Raw genomic sequence first — 17,746 nt, 5'->3', positions numbered from 1 at the left:
ATGTGGCTGATGAGGTCCCTGTGCTCCTGACCGACCCCCGCGGCCCGGCCGCGCGCGACCCGTGGAGAGCGCCCCACATGCCCGACACCCGCACCACCGGCGACCCCGGGCGCACCGCGCCGCGGATCGCCACCGCCGCCGCGCTGGCCCTGGCCCTCGGACTGCCCCTGGCCCACCCGGCGGGCGCGGAACCCACGGATCCGGCACAGGCACCGGCACAGGCACAGGCACCGGCACAGGCACCGGCACCGGCACCGGCACCGGCACCGGCCGCGTACACCACCGGCGCCGCCGTCACCCCCACCCCGCAGCAGCTCGCCCACCGGGCCGACGCCGTCACCGTCACACCCACCGTGACGCTGGTGACCGACCCGCGGACCGACCCGGCCGCCCTCCAGGTCGTCGAGAAGGCCCTGCGCGACGCGGGCGCCCGCACCCTCCGGAGCGCCGCCGCCCCCGTCCGCGGCCAACTGACCGTCCACATCGGCGGAGTACGGGAGAACCCGGCCACCGCCGGGGCCCTGGCCGCCCTCGGCGTCCCCGGCCCGGCCGGCCTGCCCGCCGACGGCTACGTCCTCGCGGCGGGCCGCGCCGCCGACGGCACGGAGCGGATCGCGCTCTCCGGCGCCGACGCCCGGGGCACCTACTACGCCGCCCAGACCCTGCGCCAACTCCTGCCCCGCACCGCCCTGTCCGGAGCCCGGCTCCAGGGCGTGACCGTCCGGGACTGGCCGGCCGCCGCGGCGCGCGGTGTCGTCGAGGGCTTCTACGACACCCCGTGGACCCACGCCACCCGCCTCGACCAGCTCGACTACTACGGCGAGCACAAGCTCGACACGTACATCTACTCGCCGAAGGACGACCCCTACCTCCGCGCGAAGTGGCGCGAGCCCTACCCGGCCGCGGAGGTGGCCCGGATCCGGGAGCTGTCCGACCGGGCCCGCGCGCGGCACGTCGACTTCACGTACGCCGTCTCCCCCGGGCTCTCCGTCTGCTACAGCGCGCCCGAGGAGGCCCAGGCACTGGTCGCCAAGCTGGAGACCGTCCGGGACATCGGCGTCCGGTCGTTCTCCGTACCGCTGGACGACATCAGCTACACCACCTGGAACTGCACGGCCGACGAGGAGCGGTTCGGCACGGGCGGCGCCGCCGCCGGCGAGGCCCAGGCGCTGTTCCTGAACCGGGTGAACGAGGGCCTGCGCGCCGCCCATCCGGACGCCGCGCCGCTCCAGACGGTGCCGACGGAGTACTACGACCTCGAAGCGACGCCGTACAAGAAGGCGCTGGAGACGAAGCTGGCGCCCGGCGTCCTCGTCCAGTGGACCGGCACCGCCGGCATCGCCCCGTCCATCACCCGCGACCAGGCCCGCGAGGCCCGGCGGCTCTTCGGCCACGACGTCCTGCTCTGGGACAACTTCCCCGTCAACGACTACGTCCCCGGCCGGCTGATGCTCGGTCCGCTGGAGAGCCGCGAGAAGGGCCTCCCCCAGGACCTCGCCGGCTACACCGCGAACCCGATGCCGCAGGCCGACGCCTCCAAGATCGGCCTGTTCACGGTCGCCGAGTACCTCTGGAACGACCGCGCCTACGACCCGGGCACGGCCTGGACCGCCGCGCTCGCCGAGCGGGCGGGCGGCGACCGGCGCGTCCGGCAGGCCCTGCGGACCTTCGCCGACGGCAGCTTCTTCTCCCGGATGACCGGCCGCCAGTCCCCCGAACTGGCCGCCGCCGTCGCCCGCTTCCGGAGCGCGGCCCCCGCCGACCGCCCGGCGGCCGCCGCCGCCCTCGACGGGAAGCTCGCCGCCTTCGAGAACGCCCCGGCCGTCCTCCGCGCCGACCTGCCCGACCGCCGCTTCGTCGAGCAGACCGGCCCCTGGCTGAACTCCGCCGAGGCCTGGGGCACCGCGGCCCGCACCGCGCTCGCCCTCACCGTCGCCGTCCGCGCCGGCGACACCGCCGAGGCGGCCCGGCTCCGGGCGCTCCTCCCCGGCCGGGTCGCGCACGCACAGTCCTTCACGTACACCCACCTGTACGGGCTGAAGATCCCGGTCATCGTCGCGGACGGGGTCCTGGACGCCTTCGTCCTCGACGCGATCGCCGAGCACGACGTCCTCCTCGGCGTCACCCCCCGCCCCAAGGGCATCACCAACCTCGAAGCGGACCAGGAGAACCTGATCCCGCGCGCCGCCGACGGCGACGACGCGACGCACTTCCGCGGCCTCTGGGATCCCAAGCCCGGTGCGTGGGTCGGCCTCGACCTGCGGGCCGAGCGGGAGATCGGCACGGTCGAGCTGGCGCTCGGCGCGCCCGACCGGCCGCAGGGCTACCCCCGGCGCGGCGTGGTGGAGCACTCCCTCGACGGGACGACGTGGCGGCCGCTCGGCGAGCTGTCGGGGGGCCCGGACACCGTACTGACGGCCCCGGCGGGGACGCGGGCGCGGTACGTCCGGCTGCGGACGACCGAGGCGCAGACCGGCCTGGAGACGTGGCTGACCGTGCGGGAGATCCGCGTCGGCTGACGACACGAGGGCACGACGGCGCGAAGGGGCCGGGGCGGCGGCACGCCCTGGCCCCCTCGTACGTCAGCGGGCGCTTCCGTAGATCAGACCGATCGGACCGATCGGACCGATCGGACCGACGACATCGATCAGCAGGCCGATCAGATCGTCGACGCGTCGATGACGAAGCGGTAGCGGACGTCGCTCGCGATGACCCGCTCGTACGCCTCGTTGATCTGCTCCGCGCCGATGACCTCGATCTCGGCGCCCAGACCGTGCTCGGCGCAGAAGTCGAGCATCTCCTGCGTCTCGGCGATGCCGCCGATCATCGACCCGGCGAGGGTCTTGCGGCCGCCGATGAGGGAGAAGAGGTTGAGCGCGACGGGCTCCTCGGGCGCGCCGACGTTGACCAGGGCGCCGTCCGTCTTCACCAGGCTCAGGTAGGCGCCGAAGTCCAGCGGCGCGGAGACGGTGGAGATGATCAGGTCGAAGGTGCCGGCGAGCTTCGTGAAGGTCTCCGGATCGCTCGTCGCGTAGTAGTGGTCGGCGCCCAGCTTGCGGCCGTCCTCCTGCTTCTTCAGCGACTGGCTGAGGACGGTCACCTCGGCGCCGAGCGCGTGGGCGATCTTGACTCCCATGTGGCCGAGGCCGCCGAGGCCGACGATGGCGACCTTCTTGCCGGGGCCGGCCTGCCAGTGGGCGAGCGGCGAGTAGAGGGTGATGCCCGCGCAGAGCAGCGGCGCGGCCTCGTCGAGGGCGATGCCCTCGGGGATGCGCAGGGTGTAGTTCTCGTCGACGACGATGTGGGTGGAGTAGCCGCCGTAGGTGGGCTCGCCGTTCTTGTCGAGGGCGTTGTACGTGCCGGTCATGCCGGTGCCGGAGCAGTACTGCTCCAGGCCCTGCTTGCAGTGGTCGCACTCGCGGCAGGAGTCGACGAAGCAGCCGACGCCGACCCGGTCGCCGACCTTGTGCTTGCTGACCCCGGAGCCGACCTCGGCGACGATGCCGGCGATCTCGTGGCCGGGGACCATCGGGAAGATGCCCTCGCCCCAGCCGTCGCGCGCCTGGTGGATGTCGGAGTGGCAGATGCCGGCGTACTTGATCTCGATGAGGACGTCGTGCTCGCCGACGGGCCGGCGCGGCACGGTGGTGCGCTCCAGCGGGGCGTTGGCGGCGGGTGCGGCGTAGGCGGGGACGGTGGTCACGTTCGTGGTCATGTCCTCAGCCTGCCGGAGGCCGCGGACATCACCCAGACACCTGTTCTGCCTACGACCGGCGTGCCTACCACTGGCAGGGACAGGAACACCCGTCCGTCCTGTCGTACGACCGGGGATAATGGGGACGCATGGATCTCAGTGCCGAACTCAGCGAATTCCTGCGCTCACGCCGGGCCCGGCTGAAGCCGGAGGACGTGGGCCTGCCGGAGTTCGGGCGCCATCGCCGGGTGCCGGGGCTGCGCCGGGAGGAGCTCGCGCAGCTGGCCGGCGTCTCCGTCGCTTACTACACGCGTCTTGAGCAGGGCAACGGCCGCAACGTGTCCATGGAGGTCCTGGACGCGATCGCGCGGGCGCTGCGGCTGAACGACTCCGAGCGGGCGCATCTGACGCACCTGGCGAAGCCGACGGCGAAGAAGCGGCAGCACCGGGCGGCGATCGCCCGCCCCCAGCTGGTGCGGCCCGGGCTGCGGCATCTGCTGGACTCGATGGACGGCGTCCCGGCGCTCGTCGTCGGCCGGCGCCTCGACCTCCTCGCCTGGAACCGGATGGCGCGGGCGCTGCTCGGCGACTTCACGGCTCTGGACCCGGACGAGCGCAACATGGCGCGACTGGTCTTCCTCGGGGAGAACGCGCGGGACCTCTACCTCGACTGGGAGTGCAAGGCGACCGAGGTCGTGAGCGTGCTGCGGCTGTACGCGGGGTGCTACCCGGACGATCCGAAGCTGCTCGCGCTGGTGGGCGAGCTGTCGGTGAAGAGCGACGAGTTCCGCTCGCTGTGGGCGGCGCACACGGTGGCCGACAAGGGGCACGGGACGAAGCGGCTGCGGCACCCGCTGGTGGGCGAGATGACGCTGGCGTACGAGAGCATGAAGGTGGCCGGCGGGGATCCGGACCTGGTGCTCGTGACGTACCACGCGGAGCCGGGGACTCCCTCGGCGGACGCGCTGCGGCTGCTCGCGCAGTGGGGCGTGGACGAGCCGGCCGAGGCCGACGTACGGAAGTGACAGAAGGGCCCCCTCCGGGTGGAGGGGGCCCTTCTGTGTGCGCGTGCAGGCCGATGATCAGGCCTCCGAGCCGGCCTTCCAGTCGGCCCAGCTCAGGTTCCAGCCGTTGAGGCCGTTGTCGGGGGCGATCGTCTTGTCCTTGGAGTTCTTGACGATCACGACGTCACCGACGATCGAGTGGTCGAAGAGCCAGGCGGCCTGCTGGTTCGGGTCGCCGGCGCCCTTGGCGTCGTTGAGGCCGACGCAGCCGTGGCTGGTGTTGGCCGAGCCGAAGATCGAGTCCGGGCCCCAGTAGTTGCCGTGGATGAACGTGCCCGACGTGGACAGGCGCATGGCGTGCGGCACGTCCTTGATGTCGTACTCGCCCTTGCCGTCGTCGTCGGTGAAGCCGACCGTGGCGCCGTTCATCCGGGTCTCCTTGAACTTCTCGGAGATCACCATCTGACCGTTGTAGGTCGGGTTCTCCGGGGAGCCGGCGGAGATCGGGATGGTCTTGATCGTCTTGCCGTCCTGGGTGACCGTCATGGTCTTGGTGGCGACGTCGACGGTGGAGACCTGGTTGCGGCCGATCTTGAAGGTGACGGTCTTCTGCTGGACGCCGAAGACGCCGTCGGCGCCCTCGACGCCGTCGAGGTCCAGCTTCAGCGTGACGGTCGAGCCCTCGGTCCAGTACTTGTCCGGGCGGAAGTCGAGGCGCTGGGGGTTGAACCAGTGCCCGACGACCTCCTGGCCGGAGCTGGAGGTGACGGTGATGCCGCCCTGGACGGCCGCCTTGTCGGTGATCGCCTTGTTGAAGTTGATCGAGACGGGCATGCCGACGCCGACGGTCGAGCCGTCCTCGGGGGTGAAGTTGCCGATGAAGCTGTTGGCCTTCGAGACCGTCGTGAACGACGAGTTCTCGTGGGCCTCCAGGCCGTCGGCGTCCGTGGCGGTGGCCGCGATCTTGTAGACCGTGGCCCGCTCCAGCTGCACGCTCGGCTTCCAGCTGAGGCCGTCGGCCGCTATCTCGCCCTTGACCGCGGTGCCCTCGGCGGACGTCATGGTGACGGCCGTGAGCTTGCCCTCGGTGACGGTGACCTTCGCGTCGTTGTTGATCGACGCGTTCTGGGTGCCCGTCTTGGGCGCGATGACGATCTGCGCCTTGGAGGTCTTCGCCGCCTCCGCCGCCTCGTCGACCTGGGACTGTGACGGTGGCGTCGGGGAGCCCGAGGCGCTGCCGCCCTGGTCGCCGTCATTGCACGCCGAGAGCACCAATACGCCGCCGAGCACCGCGGCCGCGACCGCCAGGCTCTTGCGGCGCTTGCCGTCCGTCATCACACGCATCTCCATCGTCGCCGAGTCCTGCCAACGCTTGCTTCGCTGCTTACATAAATACCCATGACACCCCGTCCGGTTCCGGAACCGGACAGTTTGTGGGGAACGCCACTGATCGACACGCACGAGTGGTGCGTCCGGTTCCCCTGAGCACGAGAAAGGTCCCGGGACGGCGTCCCGGGACCTGTGATCAGGGCCTTTTCCGGCCTTCCGGCCGGTCCCCGCCCCTACGCCCGCACGTCGTCGTCTTCTTCTTCTGTGTAGCCCGCGTCTCCCTCGTCCTCGTCCTCATCTTCCTCGCCCAGGTCCCACTCCAGGGCATCGGGGTCGTACACGACCTCCTCGGTGCTCCAGGAGGCCTGGACCATCTCGATCCCGGGGACGCCGCGGATCAGGTCGAAGGGCTCGACGAGGTAGGCGAGCGCCTCGGCGCTGTCCTCGCGGGCGGCGGCGCGGGCCTGGACGCGCTCCTCCTCCGGCATGAAGTCGTCGCCGTCGATCCGGCCCTCGGCGGCCTCGGTCAGCTCGGCGGGGCCGTCGATCTCCAGGACGACATCGACCCGAAGCCGTACATAGCGCGCTGTCTCGGAAGTACTCATGTGTCGGAGCGTAGGGTCAGCGGGCTCCCGGCTTTCCCGCGACCCGCTGTGTTCATTAGCATCGACGCACCGACCGATGCGCGGTTTCCGCAAGGGGGATCGATATTTCCGTGTCCGCCGCCCGACGCCCACTCCTGACCGCCACCGCGGCGGGAACGCTGCTGTGCGCCCTGTGGTTCGTTCCGTCCGCCAACGCCACCGACGAGCGGGGCGGTGTGCGGGTCGGGGTCGGGATCGTCGAGGACGACTCGACCGCGAACGACAGCCGCCTCGCGGAGACCGGCAACCTCGACACGACGCCGTACCTGCTGGGCGGGACGGGTTTCCTCGGGGTCGGCGCGGGCTTCGTGGCCCTGGCGATGAGACGACGGGGCCGGGAGTCCTGAACTCCACTCGTCCATCGGACATGGCGAAGGGCCCGACCCCGGATTCCGGGGTCGGGCCCTTCGCATCACACCTGCCGCGTACTACGCCAGCGGCCCGGTGACGGGCTCCACGGCGGCGACCAGCCGGCCCGCGCCCACGAAGGCGTCGGCGGCGGCCAGGTCGGGCGCGAGGAAGCGGTCGGGACCGGGCCCGGCGACACCGGCCGCGCGCAGCGCGTCGATGGCGGCCTGGGAGGCGGGCGCCGGGGTGAGGCCCGCACGGAGCTCGATGCCCCGGGTCGCGGCGTACAGCTCGACCGCGATGATCCGGTTGAGGTTGCCGATCGCCGTGCGCAGCTTGCGGGCGGCGGACCAGCCCATGGAGACGTGGTCCTCCTGCATCGCGGAGGACGGGATGGAGTCGGCGGAGGCCGGGACGGCGAGCCGCTTCATCTCGCTGACCAGGGCGGCCTGCGTGTACTGGGCGATCATGAGGCCCGAGTCGACGCCGGCGTCCTCGGCGAGGAAGGGCGGCAGGCCGTGCGAGCGGTTCTTGTCGAGGAGCCGGTCGGTACGGCGCTCGGCGATCGAGCCGAGGTCGGCGGCGGCGATCGCGAGGAAGTCGAGGACGTACGCGACGGGGGCGCCGTGGAAGTTGCCGTTGGAGGCGACGCGGCCGTCGGAGAGGACGACCGGGTTGTCGACGGCGGCGGCGAGCTCGCGCTCGGCGACGAGCAGGGCGTGGGCCATCGTGTCGCGGCCGGCGCCGGCGACCTGCGGGGCGCAGCGCACCGAGTAGGCGTCCTGGACGCGGGGGGCCTCGCCGGCGAGGGCGTGGCCGGTGAGGCCGGAGCCCTTGAGCACGGCCAGCATGTTGGCGGCGGAGGCGGCCTGGCCGGGGTGCGGGCGGATGGCGTGCAGCTCGGGTTCGAGGACCTTCTCGGTGCCGAGGAGGGCTTCGAGGGAGAGCGCGGCGGTGATGTCGGCCGACTTGTAGAGGGTGTCGAGGTCGGCGAGGGCCATGATCAGCATGCCGAGCATGCCGTCGGTGCCGTTGAGGAGGGCGAGGCCCTCCTTCTCCTTGAGCTCGACGGGCGCGATGCCGTGCGCGGCGAGCAGCTCGCCGGCGGGCTTGAGCTCACCGTCGGGGCCCTCGGCGTCGCCCTCGCCCATGAGCGCGAGGGCGCAGTGGGAGAGCGGGGCGAGGTCGCCGGAGCAGCCGAGGGAGCCGTACTCGTGCACGACGGGGGTGATGCCGGCGTTGAGGACGTCGGCCATGGTCTGCGCGACCTCGGGGCGGACGCCGGTGTGACCGGAGGCGACGGTCTTCAGGCGCAGGAACATCAGCGCGCGGACGACCTCGCGCTCGACGTGCGGGCCCATGCCGGCGGCGTGCGAGCGGACGATGTTGCGCTGGAGCTGGGCACGGAGCTCGTGGCTGATGTGCCGGGTGGCGAGCGCGCCGAAGCCGGTGGAGACGCCGTAGACGGGTTCGGGCTTGGCGGCGAGCGCGTCGATCACGTCCCGGGCGGCGGCGAGGGCGCGCACGGCCTCGGTCGACAGCTCGACGCGGGCGCCGTGGCGGGCGACGTCGATGACGTCCTGCGGGGTCGTGCCGGACGTGCCGAGGACGACTGTCTGCATATCCATATTCAGCACCCTACGGATTGAAGACCGACCTGTCACTAGGTGATTTGTCACCGGCTCGACCGGGGACGACCCCTTACCGGGTGACGACCGTCGGACCGGCGATCACCGGTGGGGGTTCCAGTCTGCCGCTCGACGACCTCGACGGCGCAGGATGCGGCGCGGGAGGGGGCGCCGGAGGGAGTGCCGGAGGGGGCGCCGGGGAGCGCCGGAGGGAGCGGTCGAGCACGCGGGGCGGGGCGGTGCGACCGTCGCCACCAAGGAGCACATGCTGCCGGCCCTCACCATGACCGGCGGGATCGTCGCGGAGGCCCTGGCCGACCACGGCGTCACGTACGCCTCCGTCGACACCGCCGCCTCCCTCCCGCCTGCCGACCGCCGCCCCCTTGAGATGGCCGCGCTATGTCAACACTGTTGACCGGACTGAGCATGGCTTGCCTAGGATCCGGCATACCGCCACGCCAGCCCCGCAACCTTACGGAGTGCCGTGATCGCCCCAGAGCCGCAGACCGCCGTCGAGCCGGGTTTCACCCCCGCCCTCGACTTCGCCTTCGAGGTCCGTGCCTTCCTCGCCCCCTCACTGCACATCGGGCACGGTGCCGGCGAAATTACCGAGTACGTCCCCATCACCGGCGGCACTGTCGACGGCCCCCGTCTGCGCGGCACTGTCCTGGCCGGCGGCGGCGACTGGTGCGACAGACGCGGCGGGGTCTACCAGCTCGATGCCCGATACCTCCTTCAAGCCGATGACGGCGCGGTCATCGACATCACCAACCGCGGTTACTACCACGAGGACGACCCCACCGCCCCCGCCCAGTACGACGGCGCCCTGCAGGTGTCCGAGGCAGGCGTGTACTACCGAACCTCCCCCGTCTTCCGCACCGCCGCCCCCGCCCATCTCTGGCTCGCCCGCACCCTCTTCATCGGCCTCGCCCGCGGCGACGACTCCGAAGTCGCCATCCGCTTCTACTCCGTGACCTGACCGCCGTCGCGACAAGCCGCAAATGGAAGGCCTCCCGGGAGATGGCTTCTAAAGTCCTTCCATGACAAGGACCACGCCGCCACGGCCACTTGACGTCGAGGCGCTCTTCCCGGAACTGTCCGCGCATCGGGGTACGACCACCCGGCTGCATCCGCGACCTGGGCACCCGGGGATGTCGGTGAGCTCCGTCGGCGGGCCGATGCTGTGGCCGGCGGACGAGCCGTGGCCGGTGTGCGACGAGGTCCACGGCCGCGGGCGTGGGCGGCGCCCCGCCGACATCCGCCAGGAGCGGGAACTCCTGGCCTCGGCGTACGCGCGGGAACCGTACGAAGGCCTGACGGAGGAGGAACAGCGGCTCGTGACGGCACTGCGCGGCAACCACCGGGTGCCGGGGGCGAGCGAGACCGACCCGCTGCCCCTCATCGGCCTCGCGCAGCTCTACACGCGGGAGGTCCCGGATCTCCCCGCGGGGCCGGACGGCGCCGATCTGCTCCAGGTGTTCTGGTGCCCCTTCGACGCACACCGACCCACCGGGTACAGCATGTTCCTTCACCTGCGCTGGCGCAGGGCGGCGGAGGTGGGGGAGGTACTGACCTCGCCCCCTCAGCCTGCGGTCGTCGGCTACGAGGGATACGTCCCCGAGCCCTGTGAGCTGCACCCGGAACAGGTGGCCACGTACCCCTTCGCGGGGCTGCTGCCCGAGGAGCTGAGCGAGCGGATCTACACGTGGGAGGAGGCGCTGGAGGAGGAGGCGGCGGACGATGACGAGGACGACCCGGTCTCGTACCAGTTCGACCTGTCGATCCCGCCCGGCTGGCGGGCTGGCGGATACGCGTCCTGGCACGTGACGGACCCGTACGCGATGGACTGCGCGACGTGCGCGACGCCGATGCGCCTCCTGCTGACCGTGGGCACGTCGGAGTGGAACGGCGGATACGAGAGCTGGACCCCGATCGAGGACCAGGGCCTGCGCCCGCACCCGCACGCCGTACCCACCGGGGTCGTCGTGGGCAACCACGGCCGGCTCAACGTCTTCCACTGCCCGTCCGACCCGGACCACCCACCGCGCTGGAGCGTGCAGTAGGGGTCAGACCGCGTACGACCGCGCGAACGCGGTGAAGGCGACCCAGGCGCCGGGGGCGGCGGTGAGCTCGCCCTTGGCGTGGTCCTTGGTGTCGCGGACGCGCACGACGCTGGGGGCGTTGTCGGCTACCTCGACGCAGTTGTCGTTGTTGCCGCTGTACGTGCTCTTGCGCCATATCGGCTCAGTCATCGTGCATCCCCAGTGCGTCACGCATGAACTCTTGTGATTCATCGACCCCGAGGGCGTCGGCGTGCAGCCGATCATAGATCTTCTGGAAGAGATCGACCTCTGCCGGTTCGACCATGTACCGGCCCGTACCGAACCCCTCGGTGTAAGCCGTGCGTTCGCCCGACGGCAAGGTCAGCAAGCTCACCGATCCACGGATGACAGCACGGTCGGTCCGCAGGACCTGCACGTTGATGAACGGCCGCTCGGTGAGTTCGAGCAACCAGGCAACCTGGTCACGCATGACGTGCCTGTCACCCATGACCTTCGTGAGCGCGGACTCATCGAGAACAGCCCACACCCACGGAGGCTCAGGGCCTGCCAACACGGCCTGTCGCTCGCTTCGGCGGTGAACCGAGCCCTCGATGTCGGTCACCCCGTCGGGATCCTCCAGCCTCATGATCGCTCTCGCGTACTGCGGCGTCTGGAGCAGGCCGGGCACGACAAGCGAGAACTCGTAAATGGCCCGCGCCCGCGCTTGGTCCCTGAGGAACCCCTGCGCGTAGTCGCGGAACGCCACCCGGTCGCGAATCATCAGCAGGTTCACCAAGGCATCACCGAGTTCCAGCACTTGGTCCAGCTGGCGTCCGAGCTTCAGGTCCGGCGGGTCCCCGTTCTCGATCTCGGAGATCCGGGTGGTGCTGCTGAACACCTTCCCCGCGAGGTCCTGTTGCCGCCATCCGCGCTGCTTGCGCGCGTCCCGGACCATGTCCGCGATGAAGCTCTCCAAGCTCTCGCTCGGGTCGATCTCCTTCTCCGCCGGCATATGCGTCGTTTCCCCATCCCCTTCGGAAACCCAACTGCTGGTGAGCGTAGGACTGTCCGCGTCATCGTTGAGGTGTTCCGGAGGAGATCCATCAGAAAGTGAGCCCTCCATGCGTACGCCTGCAACCAGCCCCCCGACCCGCCCCGTCACCGAGACCGAAGCCGCCCGCGTCTACCGCGACCTCAAGGCCGCCATGGACACCGCCGGCCTTCCCACCAACGGCCTCTACCGCGACGTGACGCGCGGCCCCGGCGGAGACATCCACCGGTACGGGCTCGGGGTCATCGGCCTCGGCGGGGCCAAGCGGCTCACCGCCCTCCTCCGCACCGCCCGGCCCACCCCGTGATGAGGTACCGCGTCGGCGACGTCGTGACCGACGCGCAGCGGGCGCTCACCGGGCAAGTGCGGGACGTACACGGGAATCTGCTCACGCTGGTACGTCCCAGCGGATACCTCTGGGAAGCGGCGGTCGAACATTGCTGGTCGGCAAGCCCCGAGGAACGCGCGAGCCTGACCCCGCGAGGGGCCGTGCGCATCATCAGCACCTCGCCCGCGCGGCCCTCTTCCTGATCACGGTCGCCGTGGGCGCGCTCTGCGCCGCCCTCTGGCTCCGCACTCCGTAGCCGGACGGACAGAGCACGGCGACGGGAGCAGCGGGGAGGCTCCGGGGGTGGGCCTGCTTCGTGGGCTTCTGGTGCGGCCGCCCTCTTTCCGAGAGTCGCACCTTCCACCGCCGCGTCAAGGGCGCCTTCGGCGTCGCTTCGCGATGGGCTTCGCCCACCCTTGACCCGGCGGCTCCAGGAGCGAAAGACCTCTCGGAGGGCGGCCGGGGGCGTGGCCACGCGGGGGCCCGGGCATCGGTCGGGGTCGGACGGCGCCTGGCAGGCCGGTGGGGTGGGGCTCGGCCAGTGGCTTGGCCAGGTGGGTCCGCTGGGGTGGGTTCGGGGTGCGCGGCCGTTGAATGGGGCGGCCCGGCAGGGCTTAGCGGGTCGCGGCCGGTGGGGAGCGGGGATTCAGGCCCCGCTGGTCACTCCCGGTGGATGGCAGGGGTTCGGGGGGGGTGGGTCGTGGCGGTGGGAGGCGGGCCGTGGGTGGTGACTGATGGACGGTGGGTCCTGAATGGTCGGGGCCCTGGATGATCGGGTCGGGGCTGGAGTTGAGGTTGGGGGGGGGCTGGCGGCGAGACATTGGTGCACTTTCTCCGCCCGATAGGGGTGATATACCCCCTTTGGGGGCTATCCCGGGGACTGCTACTCGGAGTAACTGCAGGTTAGTCATCCCTCCACCCACCGGGAGTGACCAGCCGGGCCTGAATCCCAACTCCCCACCGGCCCCGACTCGCTGAGCCGAGCCGGGCCGCCCCGTTCAACGGCCGCGCACCCCGAACCCACCCCAAGGAACCCACCCGCCCCGGCCACTGGCCGAGCCCCACCCCACCGGCCCGCCACCCGCTTACGCGGCCTGAGCGATGCCCGGGCCCCTGGCGTGACCCCGGCCCCCGGACCGCCCTCCGAGAGTTTTTGCGCAGCTTCCGCCGCCGGGTCAAGGGTGGGCGCAGCCCATCGGCGCAGCCGACGCGAAGCGCCCTTGACGCGGTGGCGGAAGCTGCGACTCTCGGAAAGAGGGCGGTCCCACCAGAAGCCCAATGGAAACGCCCCCCCTGAGCCCCACCCCGCGCCCGCCCGCGCCGCGTACAACTGGTGGCGGAACAGCGGAGTCCCAGGGCCGGCCGCCGCGCAGGATGGCTTCATGAGACCGTTCTTCGGTCCTCCCGAGCCCGGTGATGAGGCTCTTTGATTTTCCCCACCCGATACTCATGGTCTGGCCGGACCTGCTCGCGTTGATTCCCCACCTCGACAGGCTGGCATCCGGTACCCGGGAACAGGTTTCCCGTCGAAGGACAGCGCTCCTTGGGGCGTCCGTCGAGGGGAACGAGGTCGGCCGTGACCTGGGTACCGCAATCGTGCACGCTGCCCACCGAGGCGCAGCCGCTGCGCATCGCCGAGTTCGACACGCTGTTCGCCGATGCGCTGATCCGTGTGGAGCGGCCCACAGCGATCCTGGCCCGGCTGGTCCTGGACGCCGTGGCCGAGCCGGCGGCGCAGGAGCTGGCTTCCACCGCGCATCCCGAGCTCGGTCACCCTCTGGCGGTGCGCGCCAGAGGCCGACCGGACTCTACGGGGCCACGGGCTTCACGGGCGTGGCCTTGAGGTCGGCGATGAACTTCCGTGTCTCGTCCACGTCTTTGGGCCGGTACAGGCGCATGCCGAAGTAGTACTCCTGGCCTTCGGTGGTGGCGATGACGTTCGCTTTACCTGCGGTGCGTTCGTCGCCGAACCACACGGTGATCGTGCCGTCGTCGTTGCGGACCAGTTCCTTGTCGGACAGTCCGGGCCGGGCGACGTCGAGCCATCCTTTGCTGTCGTACTTGACGACGGAGAAGTAGCCGTTGTGGTCGAAGTCCAGCGGCGGCACGGGGAACGTCCAGGCGTCGTGCCCGGAGGCGGTGGTGCGGGCTTGGAAGTACTGGGCGTGCTCCGGTGGCAGCCCGCCCCATCCCAGCGCCGCGCCGAGGGTGTGCTGGTCGGGTGTCGTGCTCTCGGGTGTCCCGAACGCCTTGCTGAAATCGGCTTCCGCGGCGCGGGCCTCCAGCGTCGCGCGCACCGCGTCCAGGCTGGCGGTGTCGTAGTCGGCCGGCTCATAGGGGTGGTCGGTGGCGGCGCTGATCCGCCGAGCGTCCTGCAGCTGCTGCGCGTGCTCGAGGCCACCGGTGATCGCGGTGCGGCCCGCGATGTAGACGTGCGTGCCGCTCGACAGGTCGGAGTTGCGCACGGTCAGCGTCTCGCCCGGGTAGACCACGCCGACGGTGTAGTGGTTCTCGTCGATGATCTGATCGACCTGGAATTCCGCCGACTCGGCGACGTGGAAGGTGGCTTCCTTGGTGACGTCGACGACGGCGTAGGAGTAGATCAGGTCGACGTTCGACCGGATGATTACCTGGTTGTCGACGTTCACCGGCTCCCGTTCGTGGAAGTACCGGTTGACCGGTGCCTTCGCCAACTGCTTGAGAAAGTAGTGCGCAGTCTCCGCCTGGGCGAAGTCGTCCAACGTCACGGTCGTCGCGTCGCTCACGTGCACTCCTTGCGGGGACGGGGATCAGGTTCGGTGGCCTGGGCCGGTTCCAGATGTCCGGGAGCGACTGCGAAGGCACGCGGTGCTGCGGTGCGGCTGGCTGCCGTCAACCGCCGGTGCTCGAGCCTCCCGATCGCGTGACCCAGGGCATGTTCCTTAGCCGGTCACGCTACTTCCGTGCGAGACCGCAATTCCCAGTTAAGGGCTGGGGCGGCGCATCCGCATCCCGGCGGGCCGGGCGCGGGGGCGGGCCACGCCTACGCGAGCGCATCGCGGCGTCGGCGCCCGCCGGCGCTGCGTCAGTTATTCTTGGTTCTGATGGGCAAAACCCACCGCGTGGCTGCCCATCGTCGCCTTCGTCCTGGCCGTCGCGGCCATCGTCCTGTTCAGCCCAGGCCCGGCCGCCGTGCAGGATGGCTTCATGAGAGCGTTCTTCGGTCCCCCCGAGCCCGGCCGGATCCTGCTGGGCACGTACCCGCTGTGGGACGAGGCTCTCGCCCTCGTCAACCGGGACCTCGCGGTGACGCTGCCCGAGCAAGGCCCGCTGGCGCTGATGGGACTTCCCCCGTGGGACGGGGACGAGGTCGAGAACGTCTACGTAGCCCTCCCCAACGGCGAATGGCACGGTAATCCGCTGGACCCGACCTCGGTGGACGACCCCGCCGGAGCCCTGGAGGTCGTCGCCGAAGCCGCACAGGACACCGTCATGGAGCTTCTCTGGCAGGCCTGGCCCGTGTGCGGCGAGCACGGCATCGGCATGCATCCGCGCGAAGCCGACGGACAGCTCTCCTGGTGGTGCGCGGGCGGGAGGACCCCGCGCGAACCGGCGCACGTCCGTGCATCCGTGGGAGGCCTCGCCAGCCTCGTACACCCGAGTCGGCCCAACCGTAAGCGTCGGCGGGCGGATTGATCGGTCTCGCTCGTCACCGCGCCGAACGTCGTCTCGGAGACGCGGCCGTCGCGGCGAGCAACTGTGCGAATTCGCGGCGCACTTCACTCGTACGGGCGGTCTTCACTCCGCGTGTCGTTGCGGGCATATGCCGTGCGGTACGTTCGCAACAAAACGGCCCCCGTCGATGGCAGCAACCACCGTCGAGGGCCTGAACCACTAATGGAATGCGACTCCATCGTGATCTATCGCAACCTTATCGCGCCCTCGCGCGACTTCACCCAGCTCGCCAACGACATCATTCGGCATCCGCGCCTCGACTCCGACGCCGCGCGCATCCTCAACTGGCAGCTTTCCCTCCCGCCGCACTCCCGGCAGACCCTCTCCGAAACCGCCAAGCACGCCCGTATCGGGGCCTGTTCCTTCAGCCAGGCCAAGCGGCAGCTCAAGGCCGAGGGGTACGTGCACGAGCGGCGCGTGCAGGGAGAGGGAGGACTCTGGGCCACCCAACAGCTCGTCTCCAGCATCCCGATGCGCCCCGAAGAGGCCGCCAAGATCTTCGGCAGCCTCCCCTTCCGCGCCGGGATCGAGCGGGTGTTTCCGCAGATGGCGCCGAGTGCCAGGGTTCCGGCCGTCGGTCATCCGGTGAGCCCGTCGACCGACGGTCATCCAGAGCAACCACTGAGGGAAGACACTTCCGTCCTTCCGCCCAAGCCGGGTCCGACTCCGGATCCGGACCCGGACCCGGAGTCGGAGTCGGAGTCGGAGTCGGAGTCGGAGTCGGAACCCGAGCCCGAGCCCGAGTCCGTGCCCGAGTCAGTGCCCGTGCCCGAGCCCGTGCCCGGTGGTGAAGCCGACGCCCGGCTCGACGAAGCTCGCGCCCTCGTCGGTGCCCTCCCCCTCCTCTCCCCCGCCCTCCGGCACATCCCTCCCGGCATGCGCGACGAGCTCACACGGCTCACCGCCCGCTGGCTCGCCGCCGGGCACACCTCCGCCGACGTCCACGAGCACGTCCTGCGCGGCCTGCCCGGAGCCGGGACACCCGTACTCCGGCCCGGGGGCCTGGTGAGATACCTCCTCCTCCACGTGCCGCCCCTGCGCGCGACCCCGCCGGCCGCCGGGCCGCCCCGGCTCTCCCCACGGCTCGAAGGCGCGCAGGAGTGCCAGGGCGGACGGCATACACAGCCCATGCTGTTCCGGCCCGTCATCGAGGGCCAGACACTGTGCCCGGAATGCGCGAGGGCCCAGCAAGGCGCACCTCAGGGCTCCTGAGGCGGGCACACGCGTCGGGCACGCGAGACGGGGAGATGCGGCGGCCATCCGGCAGGCCGATGTCAGACCCCGGGTGTGGAATGGAGGCATGGCCATCCACCGCGACCGCGCGAACGTCGACCCCGTGTCCGGCCGGCCGCCGGTCCCCGACGAGGACCGGATCGTCCGGGGCGAGGACTGGTACGGCGTCGAGCTGTCGGCCGAGTCCTTCACACGGACCTCGTTCCTCGACATGGACCTGACCGAGGCGGTCGTCGACGGCGCGACCTTCGACAGCTGCACCTTCGCGAACGTCAAGTTCAACGCGTCCCGGCACACGGCGACGGCCTTCACCAACTGCACGTTCCGCACCTGCACGTTCTTCGACGTGAAGTTCACCGACTGCAAGTTCGTCGGCAGCCACTTCCAGCGGTGCACGTACGCGCTCTTCGAGGTCAGCGGCGGCGACTGGTCCTTCGTGGGACTGCCGGGGGCCGAGCTGAAGGGCGCGTCGTTCGACCGGGTCCGCATGCGCGAGTGCGACCTGACCGGCGCCCGCCTGGAGGATGCCACCCTCACGGGCGTCGACCTGGCGGGGGCGCAGTTCCACGGCGCCAAGCTGAGCGGCGCGGACCTGCGCGGCAGCGACCTGAGCTCGCTGGACCCGCTCACCGTCGAGATGCGCGGCGCCACCGTCAGCCTGGAGCAGGCCGCCGTCATCGCCACCGCGCTGGGGCTGACCGTCGCCTGAGCCCGCCCCGGCCCCGTACTCC

General features: G+C 71.0%; 18 protein-coding genes. 11 read left to right on the top strand and 7 right to left on the bottom strand.

The genetic code is table 11. The features are described from left to right. Positions 1-77 precede the first annotated feature (77 nt). On the top strand, positions 78-2,519 hold the full coding sequence (locus ACFC0G_RS13385) for a beta-N-acetylglucosaminidase domain-containing protein (protein WP_376401899.1): 2,442 nt from the start codon (positions 78-80) through the stop codon (positions 2,517-2,519). Positions 2,520-2,659: 140 nt separating this feature from the next. On the opposite strand, the gene ACFC0G_RS13380 is transcribed toward ACFC0G_RS13385, so the two are convergent. Continuing rightward, a complete protein-coding gene (locus tag ACFC0G_RS13380) occupies positions 2,660-3,715 on the bottom strand; it encodes an NAD(P)-dependent alcohol dehydrogenase (RefSeq protein WP_376401896.1) in 1,056 nt (351 codons plus the stop codon). A gap of 128 nt (positions 3,716-3,843) precedes the next feature. Between ACFC0G_RS13380 and ACFC0G_RS13375 the strand changes: the two genes are divergently transcribed. Beyond that, positions 3,844-4,719: a helix-turn-helix domain-containing protein gene (locus ACFC0G_RS13375; RefSeq protein ID WP_376401893.1), complete on the top strand. Its 876-nt coding sequence runs from the start codon at positions 3,844-3,846 to the stop codon at positions 4,717-4,719. Between the two features lie 57 nt (positions 4,720-4,776). On the opposite strand, the gene ACFC0G_RS13370 is transcribed toward ACFC0G_RS13375, so the two are convergent. After that, positions 4,777-6,048, bottom strand: coding sequence for an Ig-like domain-containing protein (locus ACFC0G_RS13370; protein WP_376401890.1), 1,272 nt, complete (start codon positions 6,046-6,048; stop codon positions 4,777-4,779). Positions 6,049-6,260: 212 nt separating this feature from the next. Next, positions 6,261-6,632: a hypothetical protein gene (locus ACFC0G_RS13365; RefSeq protein ID WP_376401888.1), complete on the bottom strand. Its 372-nt coding sequence runs from the start codon at positions 6,630-6,632 to the stop codon at positions 6,261-6,263. Positions 6,633-6,742: 110 nt separating this feature from the next. Here ACFC0G_RS13365 and ACFC0G_RS13360 point away from each other — a divergent pair, with 110 nt between their 5' ends. Then, complete coding sequence (locus tag ACFC0G_RS13360) at positions 6,743-7,018, top strand: hypothetical protein (protein ID WP_376401885.1); 276 nt, start codon at positions 6,743-6,745, stop codon at positions 7,016-7,018. An 81-nt stretch (positions 7,019-7,099) separates the two neighbouring features. Here ACFC0G_RS13360 and hutH read toward each other — a convergent pair whose 3' ends face one another. Continuing rightward, complete coding sequence (gene hutH, locus ACFC0G_RS13355; protein WP_376402373.1) at positions 7,100-8,641, bottom strand: histidine ammonia-lyase; 1,542 nt, start codon at positions 8,639-8,641, stop codon at positions 7,100-7,102. A 271-nt stretch (positions 8,642-8,912) separates the two neighbouring features. On the opposite strand from hutH, the gene ACFC0G_RS13350 reads away from it, so the two are divergent. The 3 genes from ACFC0G_RS13350 (at position 8,913) to ACFC0G_RS13340 (ending at position 10,710) form a co-directional block, all read left to right on the top strand. Continuing rightward, complete coding sequence (locus tag ACFC0G_RS13350; RefSeq protein WP_376401882.1) at positions 8,913-9,062, top strand: hypothetical protein; 150 nt, start codon at positions 8,913-8,915, stop codon at positions 9,060-9,062. Positions 9,063-9,131: 69 nt separating this feature from the next. Continuing rightward, positions 9,132-9,626, top strand: coding sequence for a DUF3237 domain-containing protein (locus tag ACFC0G_RS13345; protein ID WP_376401879.1), 495 nt, complete (start codon positions 9,132-9,134; stop codon positions 9,624-9,626). 61 nt (positions 9,627-9,687) lie between these two features. Then, complete coding sequence (locus ACFC0G_RS13340; RefSeq protein WP_376401877.1) at positions 9,688-10,710, top strand: hypothetical protein; 1,023 nt, start codon at positions 9,688-9,690, stop codon at positions 10,708-10,710. A gap of 3 nt (positions 10,711-10,713) precedes the next feature. Here ACFC0G_RS13340 and ACFC0G_RS13335 read toward each other — a convergent pair whose 3' ends face one another. Then, positions 10,714-10,899 carry a DUF397 domain-containing protein gene (locus ACFC0G_RS13335; RefSeq protein WP_376401874.1) on the bottom strand — a complete coding sequence of 62 codons (186 nt, stop codon included), beginning with the start codon at positions 10,897-10,899 and terminating at the stop codon, positions 10,714-10,716. Then, positions 10,892-11,701: a Scr1 family TA system antitoxin-like transcriptional regulator gene (locus tag ACFC0G_RS13330; protein WP_376401871.1), complete on the bottom strand. Its 810-nt coding sequence runs from the start codon at positions 11,699-11,701 to the stop codon at positions 10,892-10,894. The genes ACFC0G_RS13335 and ACFC0G_RS13330 overlap by 8 nt, the downstream gene beginning before the upstream one ends. 109 nt (positions 11,702-11,810) lie before the next feature. On the opposite strand from ACFC0G_RS13330, the gene ACFC0G_RS13325 reads away from it, so the two are divergent. Both ACFC0G_RS13325 and ACFC0G_RS13320 read left to right on the top strand, forming a co-directional pair. After that, on the top strand, positions 11,811-12,047 hold the full coding sequence (locus ACFC0G_RS13325) for a hypothetical protein (protein WP_376401868.1): 237 nt from the start codon (positions 11,811-11,813) through the stop codon (positions 12,045-12,047). A gap of 1,597 nt (positions 12,048-13,644) precedes the next feature. Beyond that, positions 13,645-13,911, top strand: a complete 267-nt coding sequence (locus ACFC0G_RS13320; protein WP_376401865.1) for a hypothetical protein — start codon at positions 13,645-13,647, stop codon at positions 13,909-13,911. Here ACFC0G_RS13320 and ACFC0G_RS13315 read toward each other — a convergent pair. Further along, positions 13,877-14,833 carry a DUF1214 domain-containing protein gene (locus tag ACFC0G_RS13315; protein ID WP_376401862.1) on the bottom strand — a complete coding sequence of 319 codons (957 nt, stop codon included), beginning with the start codon at positions 14,831-14,833 and terminating at the stop codon, positions 13,877-13,879. The two genes, ACFC0G_RS13320 and ACFC0G_RS13315, sit on opposite strands and share 35 nt — an antisense overlap. A 421-nt stretch (positions 14,834-15,254) precedes the next feature. Between ACFC0G_RS13315 and ACFC0G_RS13310 the strand changes: the two genes are divergently transcribed. The 3 genes from ACFC0G_RS13310 (at position 15,255) to ACFC0G_RS13300 (ending at position 17,724) form a co-directional block, all read left to right on the top strand. Continuing rightward, positions 15,255-15,743 (top strand): hypothetical protein, encoded by a 489-nt coding sequence (locus ACFC0G_RS13310; RefSeq protein WP_376401859.1) that lies wholly within the window; start codon positions 15,255-15,257, stop codon positions 15,741-15,743. 219 nt (positions 15,744-15,962) lie between these two features. After that, positions 15,963-16,994 carry a hypothetical protein gene (locus ACFC0G_RS13305; protein WP_376401856.1) on the top strand — a complete coding sequence of 344 codons (1,032 nt, stop codon included), beginning with the start codon at positions 15,963-15,965 and terminating at the stop codon, positions 16,992-16,994. 88 nt (positions 16,995-17,082) lie between these two features. Continuing rightward, positions 17,083-17,724: a pentapeptide repeat-containing protein gene (locus ACFC0G_RS13300; protein WP_376401853.1), complete on the top strand. Its 642-nt coding sequence runs from the start codon at positions 17,083-17,085 to the stop codon at positions 17,722-17,724. Positions 17,725-17,746 lie beyond the last annotated feature (22 nt).

Origin of the sequence: Streptomyces sp. NPDC056169 (genome assembly GCF_042268445.1) — a bacterium.
GTDB lineage: Bacteria > Actinomycetota > Actinomycetes > Streptomycetales > Streptomycetaceae > Streptomyces.
The sequence above is the reverse complement of the archived record's forward strand: the minus strand, read 5'-3'. Positions and strand labels throughout refer to the sequence as shown.

Bases quoted from the DNA above. Each gene is read 5' to 3' on its own strand.
- hutH (WP_376402373.1), bottom strand. From the start codon at position 8,641: ATGCAGACAGTCGTCCTCGGCACGTCCGGCACGACCCCGCAGGACGTC.
- ACFC0G_RS13310 (WP_376401859.1), top strand. From the start codon at position 15,255: ATGAGAGCGTTCTTCGGTCCCCCCGAGCCCGGCCGGATCCTGCTGGGC.
- ACFC0G_RS13385 (WP_376401899.1), top strand. From the start codon at position 78: ATGCCCGACACCCGCACCACCGGCGACCCCGGGCGCACCGCGCCGCGG.
- ACFC0G_RS13325 (WP_376401868.1), top strand. From the start codon at position 11,811: ATGCGTACGCCTGCAACCAGCCCCCCGACCCGCCCCGTCACCGAGACC.
- ACFC0G_RS13335 (WP_376401874.1), bottom strand. From the start codon at position 10,899: ATGACTGAGCCGATATGGCGCAAGAGCACGTACAGCGGCAACAACGAC.
- ACFC0G_RS13330 (WP_376401871.1), bottom strand. From the start codon at position 11,701: ATGCCGGCGGAGAAGGAGATCGACCCGAGCGAGAGCTTGGAGAGCTTC.
- ACFC0G_RS13370 (WP_376401890.1), bottom strand. From the start codon at position 6,048: ATGGAGATGCGTGTGATGACGGACGGCAAGCGCCGCAAGAGCCTGGCG.
- ACFC0G_RS13340 (WP_376401877.1), top strand. From the start codon at position 9,688: ATGACAAGGACCACGCCGCCACGGCCACTTGACGTCGAGGCGCTCTTC.
- ACFC0G_RS13380 (WP_376401896.1), bottom strand. From the start codon at position 3,715: ATGACCACGAACGTGACCACCGTCCCCGCCTACGCCGCACCCGCCGCC.
- ACFC0G_RS13365 (WP_376401888.1), bottom strand. From the start codon at position 6,632: ATGAGTACTTCCGAGACAGCGCGCTATGTACGGCTTCGGGTCGATGTC.
- ACFC0G_RS13350 (WP_376401882.1), top strand. From the start codon at position 8,913: ATGCTGCCGGCCCTCACCATGACCGGCGGGATCGTCGCGGAGGCCCTG.
- ACFC0G_RS13300 (WP_376401853.1), top strand. From the start codon at position 17,083: ATGGCCATCCACCGCGACCGCGCGAACGTCGACCCCGTGTCCGGCCGG.
- ACFC0G_RS13375 (WP_376401893.1), top strand. From the start codon at position 3,844: ATGGATCTCAGTGCCGAACTCAGCGAATTCCTGCGCTCACGCCGGGCC.